This window comes from Bacillus pfraonensis (genome assembly GCF_050768835.1).
Taxonomy (GTDB): domain Bacteria; phylum Bacillota; class Bacilli; order Bacillales; family Bacillaceae_G; genus Bacillus_A; species Bacillus_A pfraonensis.
On the sequence record NZ_JAHCDO010000035.1, the window covers coordinates 20943 to 36416 of the forward strand.

The window sequence follows — 15474 nt, forward strand, 5'->3', positions numbered from 1 at the left end:
GGTTTTAACGAAAGGTGATTGCGAAGTTGAAAGATACATTTGTTGAAAAAGTAGATGAGTTTGCAAAGCGGCATGATGTATTAGAGGAATATTCGACAATTGTTGTAGGGGTTTCTGGAGGCCCTGATTCTTTAGCTCTTTTATATTATTTATTAGAGAAAAGAGAAGAGAAGAAATTGAAAATTGTAGTCGCGCATGTGGATCACATGTTTAGAGGAAATGAATCCTATGAAGACTTGAAATTTGTGGAAAAACTTTGCCGGAAGATTGGGGTTATTTGCGAAACGATAAGAATTAATGTATCGCAATATCAACAGCAATATGGAATGAATGCACAGGTAGCTGCTAGGGAATGCCGATATGCATTTTTGGAAAGAATAATGAAGAAATATGATGCGCTATATGTAGCTCTTGGACATCATGGAGATGATCAAGTGGAAACGATTTTAATGCGTCTCGTCCGCGGGAGTACCCCGAAGGGTTATGCTGGAATTGCTGTAAAACGTCCTTTCCATGGTGGATATTTAATTAGACCTTTATTAGCGGTAACAAAGAAAGAAATCAATGCTTATTGTAATAGGATAGGGATTACACCACGTATGGACCCGAGTAACGAAAAGGAAGTATATACGAGGAATCGATTACGTAAGCATGTCCTGCCTTATTTAAAGGAGGAAAACCCTCATGTGCATGAGCAATTTCAAAAATTTAGTGTGCTTATGCAAGAGGATGAGGTGTATTTGCAGGAATTAGCTTTTGAAAAGATGAATAAAGTAATTACAAAAAAAAGTGATAAACACATCGTCTTATCAATTCCTGCCTTTGAATCCATGTCTATGCCTTTACAAAGGCGAGGGATTCAACTAATATTAAACTATCTTTATGAATACAAGATTCCTTCTTCGCTTTCTTCTATACATATTGACAAAGTTATTGCATTTTTTAAACGGAAACATCCTTCAGGATCACTTGATTTTCCTGTGGGTCTAAAAATTGTTCGTACATATGAAGAATGTAGTTTCCGATTTGAGCAAGAAATTGTTTTTCCTTTTTCACAAGTCTTATCAGTACCAGGTGCCATTACATTAGTAAATGGGGATGAACTTGTAGCAGAAGTAAATGAGGAATTACCAAGTAACATGAATGAAACGGTATTTGTTGCTAAGTATAATGATATATCATATCCTCTTCTTATACGCTCTAGAGAAAATGGAGATCGAATGTCGATAAAAGGTATGAGTGGTACAAAAAAGATAAAAGCTATTTTTATTGAGGCGAAAATACCGAAAGAAAAAAGAGAAGAGTGGCCAATTGTTTGTGATGCAAGCGGGAATATTATTTGGGTTCCATTGTTGAAACAATCTGCATTTGCTATTTCAAATGAAGCAGCAGATAAGGATAAATATATTATTATTCACTACAAAAGCAAGGAGTCTTCCAGGAGGATAATGAAATGATGAATCAAGATATCGAAAAAGTATTAATTTCCGAAGAACAAATACAAGAGAAGGTGCATGAGCTAGGTGCAATTATTGCAGAGGATTATAAAAATACAGTGCCTCTTGCAATTGGTGTATTAAAGGGTGCAATGCCATTTATGGCAGACTTATTAAAAAGAACAGATACATATCTTGAAATGGATTTTATGGCTGTTTCTAGCTACGGTCATTCTACAGTTTCAACAGGTGAAGTGAAAATTTTAAAAGACCTTGATACTTCTGTAGAAGGTCGCGATATTTTAATCGTTGAAGATATTATTGATAGTGGTCTTACATTAAGTTATTTAGTAGACCTATTCAAATATCGTAAGGCGAAATCTGTAAAGATTGTTACGCTATTAGATAAGCCAACTGGTCGCAAAGTCGATTTGAAGGCAGATTATGTTGGGTTTACTGTTCCTCATGAATTTGTTGTAGGGTATGGTTTAGATTATAAGGAGCAATATCGTAATCTTCCTTATGTTGGAGTACTAAAACCAAGCGTTTACTCAAATTAATTAAATACAGGCGTTATAATTGGATAGGAAAGTTTTTCTATGTTACGATTTACTATAGTGTTTATGCCGTGAGAGGAGGTTAGGAATGAATCGTATCTTCCGTAATACCATCTTTTATTTACTGATATTCTTAGTAGTAATTGGAATCGTGAGCTATTTTAATGGTTCAACACAAAAAACGACATCAGTTAGCTACGATAAATTCATTACTAAACTTGAAAAAGGTGAAGTGCGTAATGTGCAACTTCAACCGAAAAATGGTGTGTTTGAGGTAAAAGGACAATTTAGCAATGCTAGCCAGGAAGAGCAATTTGTTACTTATGCACCAAATACTGAAGAATTACAAAAGAAAATTAATGACAAAGCACAAGGTGCTGAAGTGAAGTATCAACCAGCAGAGGAAACAAGTGCTTGGGTGACATTCTTTACTTCTATCATTCCGTTTGTTATTATCTTCATTTTATTCTTCTTCTTACTAAACCAAGCTCAGGGTGGCGGTAGCCGTGTTATGAACTTTGGAAAAAGTAAGGCGAAGTTATACAATGATGAAAAGAAAAAAGTACGCTTCAGAGATGTAGCTGGAGCGGACGAAGAAAAACAAGAACTTGTTGAGGTAGTAGAATTCTTAAAAGATCCTCGTAAGTTTGCTGAGGTTGGTGCCCGTATTCCGAAGGGTGTTCTGTTAGTTGGACCTCCAGGTACAGGTAAAACATTACTTGCACGTGCAGTTGCAGGTGAAGCTGGCGTTCCTTTCTTCTCTATTAGTGGTTCTGATTTCGTAGAGATGTTTGTCGGTGTCGGTGCTTCCCGTGTACGTGATTTATTTGAAAATGCAAAGAAAAATGCTCCTTGTATCATTTTCATCGATGAAATTGATGCAGTGGGTCGTCAGCGTGGAGCGGGTCTTGGCGGTGGTCACGATGAGCGTGAACAAACGTTAAACCAACTTCTTGTTGAAATGGATGGATTCGGTGCAAATGAAGGTATTATTATCATCGCTGCAACAAACCGTCCTGATATTCTTGATCCGGCGTTATTACGTCCAGGACGTTTTGACCGTCAAATTACAGTCGATCGTCCAGATGTAAATGGGCGTGAAGCAGTACTGAAAGTACACGCTCGTAATAAGCCGCTCGATGAGAATATTAACTTAAGAGCAATCGCAACTCGCACACCGGGATTCTCTGGTGCGGATCTTGAAAACTTATTAAACGAAGCTGCATTAGTAGCTGCGCGTCAAGATAAGAAGAAAATTGATATGTCTGATATCGATGAAGCGACAGACCGTGTTATTGCAGGTCCTGCGAAGAAAAGCCGTGTTATTTCTGAAAAAGAACGCAATATTGTTGCATTCCATGAAGCAGGTCATACTGTAATTGGTGTTGTACTTGATGAGGCGGATATCGTTCATAAAGTAACAATTGTTCCTCGTGGTCAAGCTGGTGGATATGCGGTAATGCTTCCGAAAGAAGATCGTTACTTCATGACAAAACCGGAATTACTTGATAAAATTACTGGTTTACTTGGTGGTCGAGTAGCTGAGGAAATTGTATTCGGTGAAGTAAGTACAGGAGCTCACAACGACTTCCAACGTGCGACTGGTATTGCGAGACGTATGGTAACGGAATTTGGTATGAGTGACAAGCTTGGACCAATGCAGTTTGGTAGCTCACAAGGTGGTCAAGTGTTCTTAGGAAGAGATTTCCATTCGGAGCAAAACTACAGTGATGCAATTGCGCATGAAATTGATATGGAAATGCAAACGATTATGAAAGAATGTTATGCTCGTGCAAAACAAATTCTTACTGAAAAACGTGATAAGCTTGATATTATTGCGAAAACGTTACTTGAAGTAGAAACATTAGATGCAGAGCAAATCAATCATTTATATGATTATGGGGTTTTACCTGAACGTACGAAGTCGTCTGAAGATGTGAAAGTAAATATTACTATGAAAAAAGATGACGAAAACACAGAAGATAAATAAGAAATGAAGGAGTGACAATTGTCACTCCTTTTTTATGTTGAGAAAATTGTGTGCTTGTATATATAAATACAGATTGAAAACTAACATGAAACCCTTCCTTTTAGGTGGAAAAGAGGATCCGCCCATGCATAGAAGCGGTCAGTGCCTTTTTAGCCCTATGCCATAAAAGCAGAGGGAGAAAATGAGTCAAAGTCTCTTTTTGTTCTTCGTAGCCACAATTTATATGTTAGAAAATCAAATCGGATTTACATATAAATTTGAATCTTCTTTGCATTAAAAATTGAAATAGTGAACAATCTTTTTGTAAAATGATGAAGATGGAAAAGCTGATTATATAGGTATATATGATATGATGGCAGTATCAGTTTTGTACATACTGCACAAATATAGATTAAATAAGATAAGTGGTGAGAATATGATTTTTGTATTGGATGTAGGGAATACAAATGCGGTGCTTGGTGTATTTGAAGATGGAAAACTTCGTCAGCATTGGCGCATGGAGACAGATCGTCATAAAACAGAAGATGAATACGGTATGTTAGTGAAACAGTTGCTTGAACATGAGGGCCTTTCTTTTCAAGATGTGAAAGGAATTATTGTTTCCTCGGTTGTACCACCAATTATGTTTGCCTTAGAGCGTATGTGTGAGAAGTATTTCAAAATTAAACCTCTTGTAGTGGGGCCGGGGATAAAGACAGGTTTAAATATTAAATATGAAAATCCACGTGAGGTTGGAGCAGATCGTATTGTAAATGCTGTAGCTGGTATCCAATTATATGGAAGCCCGCTTATTATTGTCGATTTTGGTACAGCGACTACATATTGTTATATTAACGAGAATAAGCATTATATGGGTGGTGTAATTACACCGGGGATTATGATTTCGGCAGAGGCTTTATACAGTAGAGCGGCTAAACTTCCTCGTATTGAAATTACAAAACCAAGTAGCGTTGTTGGGAAGAATACGATAAGTGCAATGCAATCTGGCATTCTTTACGGATATGTCGGACAAGTAGAAGGTATTGTGAAGCGTATGAAAGAAGAAGCTAAACAAGAACCGAAAGTGATTGCAACTGGTGGATTAGCGAAGTTAATTGCAGAAGAATCGAATGTAATTGATATTGTAGATCCGTTTTTAACATTAAAAGGCTTGCATATGTTATATGAGCGTAATGCAAATTTACAACATGAGAAGGGTGAATAAATAAGTATGAAAGATTATTTAGTAAAAGCATTGGCGTTTGATGGAGAAGTTCGTGCCTATAGTGTGCGTACAACAAATACGGTAAGTGAGGCGCAAAGACGTCATGATACATGGAGGACTGCTTCAGCGGCACTTGGGCGTTCGTTAACAGCTGGTGCAATGATGGGAGCTATGCTAAAAGGTGATCAGAAGCTGACAATTAAGGTGGAAGGAAACGGTCCACTTGGCCCAATCCTAGTGGATGCCCATGCAAATGGGGATGTGCGTGGATATGTAACGAATCCGCACGTTGATTTTGAAGCAACAGAGCAAGGGAAATTACGTGTGTACCAAGCTGTAGGTACAGAAGGTTTCTTAACAGTCATTAAAGATATTGGCATGAGGGAACCGTTTATCGGACAATCTCCAATTGTTTCAGGTGAATTAGGAGAAGATTTCACGTATTACTTTGCTGTTTCTGAGCAAACGCCTTCTTCTGTTGGGGTTGGTGTTCTTGTAAATGGAGATGATAGCATATTAGCGGCTGGTGGATTTATTCTGCAAATTATGCCAGGAGCACAGGAAGAGACAATCTCATTTATCGAAGAACGCTTGCAAAAAATCCCGCCTGTCTCAAAATTAATTGAACAAGGTCTTGCGCCAGAAGAGTTATTATATGAAGTATTAGGGGAAGACAAAGTAAAAGTACTAGAAACAATGGATGTTCAATTTAACTGCACATGCTCTCGTGAGCGCATTGAAGCAGTATTAATTAGTTTAGGTAAGGAAGAATTAAAACAAGTTCGTGAGGAAGAGGATGAAACTGAAGTGCATTGTCATTTCTGTAATGAAAGATATAAGTTCTCTAAAGAAGACATTACAAATATAATTAATAGTCTATAAAATAAGAATTATTTCTGGCAATTGTCAATCATCCAAATAGATTGACAAGTAAGAAAAATTCTGCCAAAATTGAAATATATATAAAACCAATAAAAATACTCGGTGTTAGGAGTGACAGGAATGCGAGTGGCACAATCAGTTTCAGAATTAATCGGGAAAACGCCGATCGTTAAGTTGAACCGCATCGTAGAGCAAGACAGCGCAGACATTTACTTAAAATTAGAATTTATGAATCCTGGAAGTAGCGTGAAAGATCGTATTGCACTATCTATGATTGAAGCTGCTGAACAAGAAGGATTATTAAAAGAGGGCGATACAATTATTGAACCAACGAGTGGTAACACGGGAATTGGTTTAGCAATGGTAGCTGCTGCAAAAGGATATAGAGCAATTTTAGTAATGCCGGAAACAATGAGTGTTGAACGTCGTAATTTACTACGTGCTTATGGGGCTGAATTAGTATTGACTCCAGGACCAGAAGGAATGGGCGGTGCAATTCGCAAAGCGACTGAATTAGCAAAAGAGAATGGTTACTTTATACCACAGCAATTCCAAAATCCAGCGAACCCAGAAATTCATCGTTTGACAACAGGGCCAGAAATCGTTGAGCAAATGGGCGATCAATTAGATGCGTTTATCGCAGGTATTGGTACTGGTGGAACAATCACGGGTGCTGGTGAGGTTTTAAAAGAAAAATATGAAAGCATTAAAATTTATGCAGTAGAACCTGCAGATTCTCCGGTTTTATCGGGGGGGAAACCAGGTCCGCATAAGATTCAAGGTATCGGAGCGGGGTTTGTTCCAGAAACATTGGATGTAGAAGTATATGATGAAGTGATCCAAGTTAAAACAGAGCAAGCATTCGAATATGCGAGAAGAGTAGCTCGTGAAGAAGGAATTTTAGTTGGGATTTCTTCAGGTGCTGTCATTTATGCTGCGACAGAAGTAGCGAAAAACCTTGGTAAAGGGAAGAAAGTACTTGTGGTTATTCCAAGTAATGGTGAGCGTTATTTAAGTACACCGCTTTATCAATTTGAATCATAATTAGTACGGTTAAGAAAAAGCATTCCTTTTCAGGAATGCTTTTTCTTTTTTTGTTTGAAAATAGGAAAAGAGTGAATGACTAGAAAACTTCATGTAAAATAAGTAGTAGTAAAGTTAAATTATTTTCACTAGCTTCCAAGGACAATTATTTCACACTAACCATCTATGATTTGAGATGATAGTTCTAAGGGAGTGGGATAAAAGAAGACGGGGTGTTGGTATGCAGCAAAGAAAATCTTTAGCGCTTTCTATTCCATATCAGTTAGACTTTTTTAAGCAGTATAAGTTTCTTTCTCAAAATAAGAATCAACATATTTTGTTAGAAAGTGGACGAGGGGGCCGCTATAGTATTGTGGGGCTTGATCCTGTAGCGGTGATTCAGGGGAAGAATGAAACGTTACATATAAGTGAAAGCGGTAAGGAAACAATAGAACAAGGTAATCCTTTAGATTTAATGCAAAAGTATATGGAGCGATGGAAAACGGATCATAATCCAGACTACCCACCTTTTCAAGGGGGCGCGATCGGGTATTTTAGTTACGACTGTATCCGTTATATTGAGAAACTTCCTTCCTTTGCATTGGATGATGTGGATATACCTGACATATTCTTTTTATTATTTAATGACGTGTTTGTGTATGATCAACAAGAGAGAGTGTTGTGGATTATTACACATTATATAGATGAACGTGAAGAAGCAGAAGGTCGTTTGAATGAATGGAAGAGCATTTGGATGAAGGAAGCTCCTGAAGTTAAAGTGCCATTTGAATGTCCTGAAAATAGAAATGAAGCAGTAGCTTTTACAGAAGAAGGATTTATGAAAGCTGTTCAGCGTATCCAAGAATACATTGGAGCTGGAGATGTGTTTCAAGTAAATCTGTCTACAAGACAAGAGAAAACATTGCAAACACATCCACTAGAAATTTATACGAGTCTTCGTGAAATTAATCCATCACCATATATGGGATACTTAGAGCTTGGGGATTTTCAAATTGTTAGCGGTTCACCGGAATTGTTAATTAAAAAACAAGGGAATGAAGTGAGCACTCGTCCGATTGCCGGTACACGTTCTCGCGGGAAAAATGAACTAGAAGATGAAACCTTGGCAAAAGAGTTAATTGAAAATGAAAAAGAACGTGCAGAACATGTCATGCTTGTAGATTTAGAGCGTAATGACTTAGGGCGAGTTTGTAAGTACGGAACTGTAGAAGTAGATGAATTTATGGTAATTGAAAAATACTCGCATGTTATGCATATCGTTTCAAATGTTCGCGGTGAGGTTGAATCGGATAAGGATGCTTTCGATTTAGTAAGAGCTGTGTTTCCAGGTGGAACGATTACGGGTGCGCCAAAAATCCGTACGATGGAAATTATCGAAGAATTAGAACCTGTTCGTCGCGGAATTTATACAGGTTCAATTGGATGGATTGGTTACTCAGGAGATATGGAATTAAATATTGTAATTCGTACGCTTCTTGCAAAGGATGGTCAAGCGTATGTACAGGCCGGGGCAGGAATTGTAATTGATTCAAATCCAAAAAATGAGTATAAAGAATCGTTGAAAAAAGCAATCGCCCTATGGCGTGCGAAAGAAAGCAGCGAAGAAACGGTTAGGTGAGAGAAATGATATTGATGATTGATAATTATGATTCTTTTACATTTAATTTAGTACAATTTCTCGGAGAGCTTGGACAAGAGCTTGTTGTTAAACGTAATGATGAAGTTACAATTTCAGATATTGAACAAATGAAACCAGACTTTTTAATGATTTCACCAGGACCGTGTAGTCCGAATGAAGCTGGTATAAGTATGGATGTCATTAAATATTTCGCAGGAAAGATTCCTATTTTTGGTGTGTGCTTAGGTCATCAATCAATTGCGCAGGTGTTTGGAGGAGATGTTGTTCGTGCAGAGCGTTTAATGCATGGGAAAACTTCTCCGATGTATCATGATGGGAAAACAATTTTTTCAGAAATCCCCAATCCATTTACAGCGACACGTTATCACTCTCTCATTGTAAAAAAAGAAACATTGCCAGAATGTTTAGAAGTGACATCTTGGACAGAAGAGGGAGAAATTATGGCGCTTCGTCATAAAACATTGCCGATTGAAGGGGTGCAATTCCATCCGGAGTCTATTATGACTTCTCATGGGAAAGAGTTACTTCAGAATTTTATTCGTAGTTATAGTCCGAGTGTATCGTCATGTTAATTTATGTGAACGGGGCATATGTGGAAGCAAGTGAGGCGAAAATCTCTCCTTATGACCATGGGTATTTATATGGACTGGGGGTTTTTGAGACATTTCGTATTTATAACGGTCACCCATTTTTATTAGATGATCACTATGAACGCTTAATGGGTGCTCTTTCTACTTTGCAAATTGAATGGACGATGACAAAAGATGGTGTGCTACGTATTTTACAGGAGTTACTCGTAAGAAACGGGTTAGAAAATGCGTATATTCGTTTTAATGTTTCAGCTGGTATAGATGAAATAGGTTTACAAACAGGGGTTTATGAAAAGCCCTCTGTCATCGTATTTATAAAGCCTTTGGCAGTTCCGAGTGTAGTGGTGGAAAAGGAAGGCGTTATTTTGAAGCAAACACGAAATACGCCAGAAGGAGCATTTCGTTTAAAGTCCCATCACTATTTAAATAACATTTTAGGGAAACGTGAAATTGGAAATGTAGCGGGCAAAGAAGGGATTTTCTTCACTGAAGCAGGTCACGTTGCAGAGGGGATTGTTTCGAATCTCTTTTTTGTAAAGGAAGGTGTTTTATATACGCCATCGCTGGAAACTGGGATTTTAAATGGGATCACTCGCGCTTTTATTATAAGAATTGCTGAAGTATTAGATGTACATGTGGAAGAAGGTTTCTTTACGCAAAAGGAACTGCTTTCTGCTGATGAGGTGTTTGTAACAAATTCTATTCAAGAGATTGTTCCGCTTAATCAGATTGGCGAAAGTGATTTCCCTGGTAAAGAAGGAAAGGTTACAAAGTCTCTAATACGTGTATATGAAATGCATAGAGAAAATCTTTGGAGCCGAAATGAATTGCGAAGAGGAGATGTGTAGTGTGAAGTGGGATTATGGTTTGCGCTGCGGCGAATATACATTGGATTTAAATAAAAAGACATTAATCATGGGGATTTTAAATGTTACACCGGACTCATTCTCAGATGGTGGAAACTTCGATGAGGTGAACGCAGCTATAAGTCATGCGAAAGCAATGGTGGAAGCCGGTGCTGATATTATTGATATCGGCGGAGAATCAACTCGTCCTGGTTTCGCAAAAGTTTCGGTGGAAGAAGAGTTAGGGCGTGTAATTCCGATGATTCAAGCGGTATCGAAAGAAGTGAAAGTGCCTATTTCTATCGATACGTATAAAGCTGAAGTAGCTAAGCAAGCAATTGAAGCGGGTGCTCATATTATTAATGATATATGGGGAGCAAAGGCAGAACCAAAAATTGCGGAAGTTGCAGCGCATTATAATGTGCCGATTATTTTAATGCATAATCGTGAGAATACAAATTACCGTAATCTTATGGCGGATATGATTGCGGATTTATACGAGAGTGTTAAAATTGCAAAAGATGCAGGTGTATCGGATGAAAATATCATTTTAGATCCAGGTATCGGTTTTGCGAAGACGCCAGAACAAAACTTAGAAGCAATGCGTAATTTAGAACAGTTACATGTATTAGGGTATCCAGTTCTTCTTGCGACTTCGAGAAAGTCATTTATCGGACATGTTTTAGATTTACCGGTAGAGGAACGTGTAGAAGGGACAGGAGCATCGATTTGTCTTGGGATTGAAAAAGGTTGTGAAATGATTCGTGTTCATGATGTGAAGGAAATGGCGCGTATGGCAAAAATGATGGATGCGATGATTGGTAAGGGGGTAAACTGATTGGATAAAATTTATATTCATGATATGGAGTTTTATGGATATCATGGTGTATTTCCAGAAGAGAATAAATTGGGACAAAGATTTAGAGTGGATTTAACGGTAGAATTGGATTTAAAACAAGCAGGCGAAAGTGATAACTTAGAGCATTCGGTAAACTACGGAGAGCTCTTTGAACTTTGCAAGCAAGTGGTTGAGGATCGAACATACAAGCTTGTAGAAAGTATTGCAGAGAATGTAGCGACGAATGTGTTGAACCAATACGGAAGTATTTTGCGATGCACAGTAAAGGTTGTTAAACCGGATCCGCCAATACCTGGGCATTATCGTGCTGTGGCAGTGGAAATTACGAGAGAACGACCATGAAAAATGTTGTATACGTTGCGTTAGGGTCAAATATTGGTGATCGTTATGCTTATTTATCACAAGCGATTGAGTTGTTAAATAAAAACCCTCACATTCGAGTGGAGGATGTCTCTTCTGTGTATGAAACAGATCCGGTTGGGTATACAGATCAAAATCGTTTTTTAAATCTAGTTATAAAAATTTCTACCAATTTATCGCCACAAGAATTGTTGAAAGTAACGCAAAAGGTTGAAATTGATTTAGGAAGAAAAAGGGAAATTAGGTGGGGTCCGCGAACCGTTGACCTTGACATTTTGCTTTATAATCAAGAAAATGTTGAAGCAGAGAATCTTATTGTTCCGCATCCGCGGATGTTCGAAAGAGCTTTTGTTATCGTTCCGTTGTTAGAAATTAATCAAGATATAAAACAAAACATTTCACGTTCACAAATAGATGAAATGAAAAGGCGAGAGGGAGTAACGGTATGGAAGCAGAAAAATGGGGAAGACGCATTCGTGCTTTTCGGAAGCTAAAAGGTTATACGCAAGAAGGTTTTGCAAAGGAATTAGGGGTATCTGTATCAGTTTTAGGAGAAGTTGAGAGAGGGAATAGAACCCCTTCTCAAGATTTTGTAGTAGAAGTTGCGAAGACGTTAAAGATTTCAATAGAAGAATTAATGCCAAAGTAAGGATAGGGGAAGGAGATAGTTGAGTGTTAAAGATTGCCAATATTGAGATGAAGAATCCAGTTGTACTAGCACCGATGGCGGGAGTGTGTAATTCTGCATTCCGTTTAACAGTAAAGGAATTTGGTGCAGGTCTAGTATGTGCTGAAATGGTAAGCGATAAGGCGATTTTATTTAATAACAAAAAAACATTAGATATGCTATATATCGATGAGAGAGAAAAGCCACTAAGTTTGCAAATTTTTGGTGGGGAGAAAGAAACGCTTGTTGACGCTGCAAGATATGTAGATAAAAACACAACAGCGGATATTATCGATATCAATATGGGTTGCCCTGTTCCGAAAATTACGAAGTGTGATGCTGGTGCAAAGTGGCTTTTAGACCCGAATAAAATATATGAAATGGTAGCGGCGGTTGTAGATGCTGTTGAAAAGCCAGTTACAGTGAAAATGCGTATTGGTTGGGATGAAGACCATATTTTCGCAATTGAAAATGCTAGAGCGGTTGAACGTGCAGGCGGTCAAGCGGTAGCGGTTCATGGGCGTACACGTGTTCAGATGTATGAAGGAAAAGCAGATTGGGATATTATTAAACAGGTAAAACAATCTGTAAATATTCCGGTTATCGGAAATGGTGACGTGGAAACACCTCAAGATGCGAAACGTATGCTTGATGAAGTTGGTGTTGATGGTGTTATGATAGGTCGAGCAGCTCTTGGGAATCCATGGATGATTTATCGTACGGTAAAATATTTAGAAACAGGGGAATTAATGCCTGAGCCAACGGTGCGTGAGAAAATAGATGTATGTATGCTGCACTTAGATCGTCTTATTGATTTAAAGAATGAAAACATTGCAGTAAGAGAAATGAGAAAGCATGCAGCTTGGTATTTAAAAGGTGTTCGTGGTAATGCGGGAGTGCGTAATGCGATTAATGCTTGTAATACGCGTCAAGACTTTGCCTCTTTATTAGGGGCTTTTGTAGAGGAAGTAGAAGCAAAACAAAAAACAATTCATGTTGGTTAATTAGAAGTAAGAGGGGATGATTGACATTCTCTCTTTCACTTCCTATAATTACGTGAAAGAAAGAAGGCTGCCAGTATACTACTGGCAGTTTTTCTAGTTGAGTAGAAAATGATATACTGTATATATTGTAAAATTTAATAGAGCTGGAGTGATATCAATACCATGGATAACATGAACCACGAAGAATTAAACGACCAATTGCTTGTGCGTCGCGAGAAGCTACATAACTTACGTGAACAAGGGATTGATCCTTTTGGTAAACGTTTTGAACGTACGAATTCAACGAAAGAATTATTCAACTTGTATGGAGAGTTCTCTAAAGAAGAATTAGAAGAGAAGGAAATCTCTGTTTCTATTGCTGGTCGTATTATGACAAAGCGCGGTAAAGGTAAAGCAGGTTTTGCACATATTCAAGATTTACACGGACAAGTTCAAATCTATGTTCGTAAAGATGCTGTTGGAGATGAGCAGTATGAATTATTTAAGACAGCTGATTTAGGTGATTTAGTAGGGATCGAAGGGAAAGTTTTCAAAACAAATGTAGGAGAACTTTCAGTAAAAGCGACAGGCTTTACGTTATTAACAAAAGCTCTTCGTCCACTGCCGGATAAATACCATGGATTGAAAGATGTTGAACAACGCTACCGTCAACGTTACTTAGATTTAATTACAAGTATGGAAAGTCGTGAAACATTTGTTACTCGTAGTAAAATCATTCGTGAAATGAGAAGATACTTAGATGACAATGGTTATCTTGAAGTGGAAACACCGATGATGCATGCAATTGCGGGTGGGGCATCTGCTCGTCCATTCATTACACATCACAATGCGTTAGATATGGAACTATATATGCGTATTGCAATCGAGTTACACTTAAAGCGCCTTATTGTAGGTGGTTTAGAGAAAGTATATGAAATCGGTCGTGTATTCCGTAATGAAGGTGTATCAACGCGTCATAATCCTGAATTTACAATGATTGAATTATATGAAGCGTATGCTGACTATAAAGATATTATGAAACTAACAGAAAATATGATCGCTCATATTGCGAAACAAGTACTAGGTACAACAACAATCCAATACGGTGAACAAGAAATTAATTTAGAGCCAGAATGGACACGCCTTCATATGGTAGATGCAATTAAACAATACTCTGGAGCGGACTTCTGGAATCCAATGAGTGTTGAGGAAGCGCGTGCATTAGCGAAAGAGCATAGTGTAGAAATTAAAGATACAATGGAAGTTGGACATATTATTAATGAGTTCTTCGAACAGAAGGTAGAAGAAAAGTTAATCCAACCTACATTTATCTATGGTCACCCAGTGGAAATTTCTCCTCTTGCGAAAAAGAATGATGAAGATCCACGCTTTACAGATCGTTTCGAGTTATTCATTGTTGCTCGTGAGCATGCAAATGCATTTACAGAATTAAATGATCCGATCGATCAAAAAGAGCGTTTTGAAGCACAATTAAAAGAACGCGAGCAAGGTAATGATGAAGCTCACATGATGGACGATGATTATATCGAAGCACTTGAGTACGGTATGCCTCCTACAGGTGGACTTGGAATTGGTATCGACCGTCTTGTTATGCTATTAACAAATGCACCATCTATTCGTGATGTACTATTATTCCCAGCGATGCGTCATAAACAAGACTAAACTAAGCTTTGGAGATTTCTCCAAAGCTTTTCTTTTTGTTGTTTTGTTTTTTGGTATAGTGAAGTAAAGCCTAAACGATTCGTTTCCGGCATAGAAGAAAGGTGCTTTACATAGGGGAATAGTACTGTTTTTATATTTTTTCACTATGTTAAAAATTTTATTAAAAAAACTATTGCATTTTAATAAATGAACTGGTATATTTATATTCGTTGTCACGAAAGACAACAAAGAGAACGAACGAAAACAACTTTTAAATAAAAAGTTGTTGACGAAAATATAACGAAATGTTATATTAATAAAGTCGCTTCAGCGGCAAATGAGTTCTTTGAAAACTGAACGAAACAAACAACGTGAAACGTCAATTTTTATTTTAGATGCTAGACAAACTTTATTGGAGAGTTTGATCCTGGCTCAGGATGAACGCTGGCGGCGTGCCTAATACATGCAAGTCGAGCGAACCGATTAAGAGCTTGCTCTTAAGAAGTTAGCGGCGGACGGGTGAGTAACACGTGGGTAACCTGCCCATAAGACTGGGATAACTCCGGGAAACCGGGGCTAATACCGGATAACATTTTGCGCCTCATGGCGCGAAATTGAAAGGCGGCTTCGGCTGTCACTTATGGATGGACCCGCGTCGCATTAGCTAGTTGGTGAGGTAACGGCTCACCAAGGCAACGATGCGTAGCCGACCTGAGAGGGTGATCGGCCACACTGGGACTGAGACACGGCCCAGAC

General features: G+C 38.1%; 15 protein-coding genes and 1 rRNA gene. All 16 read left to right on the forward strand.

The genetic code is table 11. From position 1 onward, the window contains the following. Positions 1 to 26 precede the first annotated feature (26 nt). A complete protein-coding gene (gene tilS, locus KFD70_RS24225; protein ID WP_336454055.1) occupies positions 27 to 1457 on the forward strand; it encodes a tRNA lysidine(34) synthetase TilS in 1431 nt (476 codons plus the stop codon). Continuing rightward, entirely contained in the window at positions 1454 to 1996 is a 543-nt protein-coding gene (gene hpt / locus KFD70_RS24230) for a hypoxanthine phosphoribosyltransferase (RefSeq protein WP_000981837.1), read from the forward strand. Before tilS ends, hpt begins: the two co-directional genes overlap by 4 nt. An 85-nt stretch (positions 1997 to 2081) precedes the next feature. Further along, positions 2082 to 3983, forward strand: coding sequence for an ATP-dependent zinc metalloprotease FtsH (gene ftsH, locus KFD70_RS24235; protein WP_336454054.1), 1902 nt, complete (start codon positions 2082 to 2084; stop codon positions 3981 to 3983). Between the two features lie 415 nt (positions 3984 to 4398). Beyond that, positions 4399 to 5187 carry a type III pantothenate kinase gene (locus KFD70_RS24240; protein WP_017154404.1) on the forward strand — a complete coding sequence of 263 codons (789 nt, stop codon included), beginning with the start codon at positions 4399 to 4401 and terminating at the stop codon, positions 5185 to 5187. A gap of 6 nt (positions 5188 to 5193) precedes the next feature. Next, positions 5194 to 6069, forward strand: coding sequence for a redox-regulated molecular chaperone HslO (gene hslO / locus KFD70_RS24245; protein ID WP_336454053.1), 876 nt, complete (start codon positions 5194 to 5196; stop codon positions 6067 to 6069). Between the two features lie 120 nt (positions 6070 to 6189). Beyond that, positions 6190 to 7113 (forward strand): cysteine synthase A, encoded by a 924-nt coding sequence (cysK, locus tag KFD70_RS24250; protein ID WP_336454052.1) that lies wholly within the window; start codon positions 6190 to 6192, stop codon positions 7111 to 7113. A gap of 220 nt (positions 7114 to 7333) precedes the next feature. Beyond that, positions 7334 to 8731, forward strand: coding sequence for an anthranilate synthase component I (gene trpE, locus KFD70_RS24255; RefSeq protein WP_336454051.1), 1398 nt, complete (start codon positions 7334 to 7336; stop codon positions 8729 to 8731). Between the two features lie 5 nt (positions 8732 to 8736). Next, the gene (gene pabA / locus KFD70_RS24260) at positions 8737 to 9324 is read left to right on the forward strand and encodes an aminodeoxychorismate/anthranilate synthase component II (RefSeq protein WP_026049377.1); all 588 of its coding nucleotides are present in this window, start codon (positions 8737 to 8739) and stop codon (positions 9322 to 9324) included. After that, on the forward strand, positions 9318 to 10190 hold the full coding sequence (gene pabC, locus KFD70_RS24265; protein ID WP_336454050.1) for an aminodeoxychorismate lyase: 873 nt from the start codon (positions 9318 to 9320) through the stop codon (positions 10188 to 10190). The genes pabA and pabC overlap by 7 nt, the downstream gene beginning before the upstream one ends. Further along, positions 10165 to 11025, forward strand: coding sequence for a dihydropteroate synthase (gene folP / locus KFD70_RS24270; RefSeq protein ID WP_336454049.1), 861 nt, complete (start codon positions 10165 to 10167; stop codon positions 11023 to 11025). Before pabC ends, folP begins: the two co-directional genes overlap by 26 nt. After that, positions 11026 to 11388: a dihydroneopterin aldolase gene (gene folB / locus KFD70_RS24275; RefSeq protein WP_336454048.1), complete on the forward strand. Its 363-nt coding sequence runs from the start codon at positions 11026 to 11028 to the stop codon at positions 11386 to 11388. Continuing rightward, positions 11385 to 11900 carry a 2-amino-4-hydroxy-6-hydroxymethyldihydropteridine diphosphokinase gene (folK, locus tag KFD70_RS24280; protein ID WP_336454047.1) on the forward strand — a complete coding sequence of 172 codons (516 nt, stop codon included), beginning with the start codon at positions 11385 to 11387 and terminating at the stop codon, positions 11898 to 11900. Before folB ends, folK begins: the two co-directional genes overlap by 4 nt. Continuing rightward, positions 11852 to 12055, forward strand: a complete 204-nt coding sequence (locus KFD70_RS24285) for a helix-turn-helix domain-containing protein (RefSeq protein ID WP_336454046.1) — start codon at positions 11852 to 11854, stop codon at positions 12053 to 12055. The genes folK and KFD70_RS24285 overlap by 49 nt, the downstream gene beginning before the upstream one ends. A gap of 23 nt (positions 12056 to 12078) precedes the next feature. Continuing rightward, on the forward strand, positions 12079 to 13077 hold the full coding sequence (gene dusB / locus KFD70_RS24290; RefSeq protein WP_336454045.1) for a tRNA dihydrouridine synthase DusB: 999 nt from the start codon (positions 12079 to 12081) through the stop codon (positions 13075 to 13077). A 162-nt stretch (positions 13078 to 13239) separates the two neighbouring features. After that, a complete protein-coding gene (gene lysS / locus KFD70_RS24295; RefSeq protein WP_336454044.1) occupies positions 13240 to 14739 on the forward strand; it encodes a lysine--tRNA ligase in 1500 nt (499 codons plus the stop codon). A 388-nt stretch (positions 14740 to 15127) separates the two neighbouring features. After that, positions 15128 to 15474, forward strand: a 16S ribosomal RNA gene (locus tag KFD70_RS24300); the annotation flags it as partial.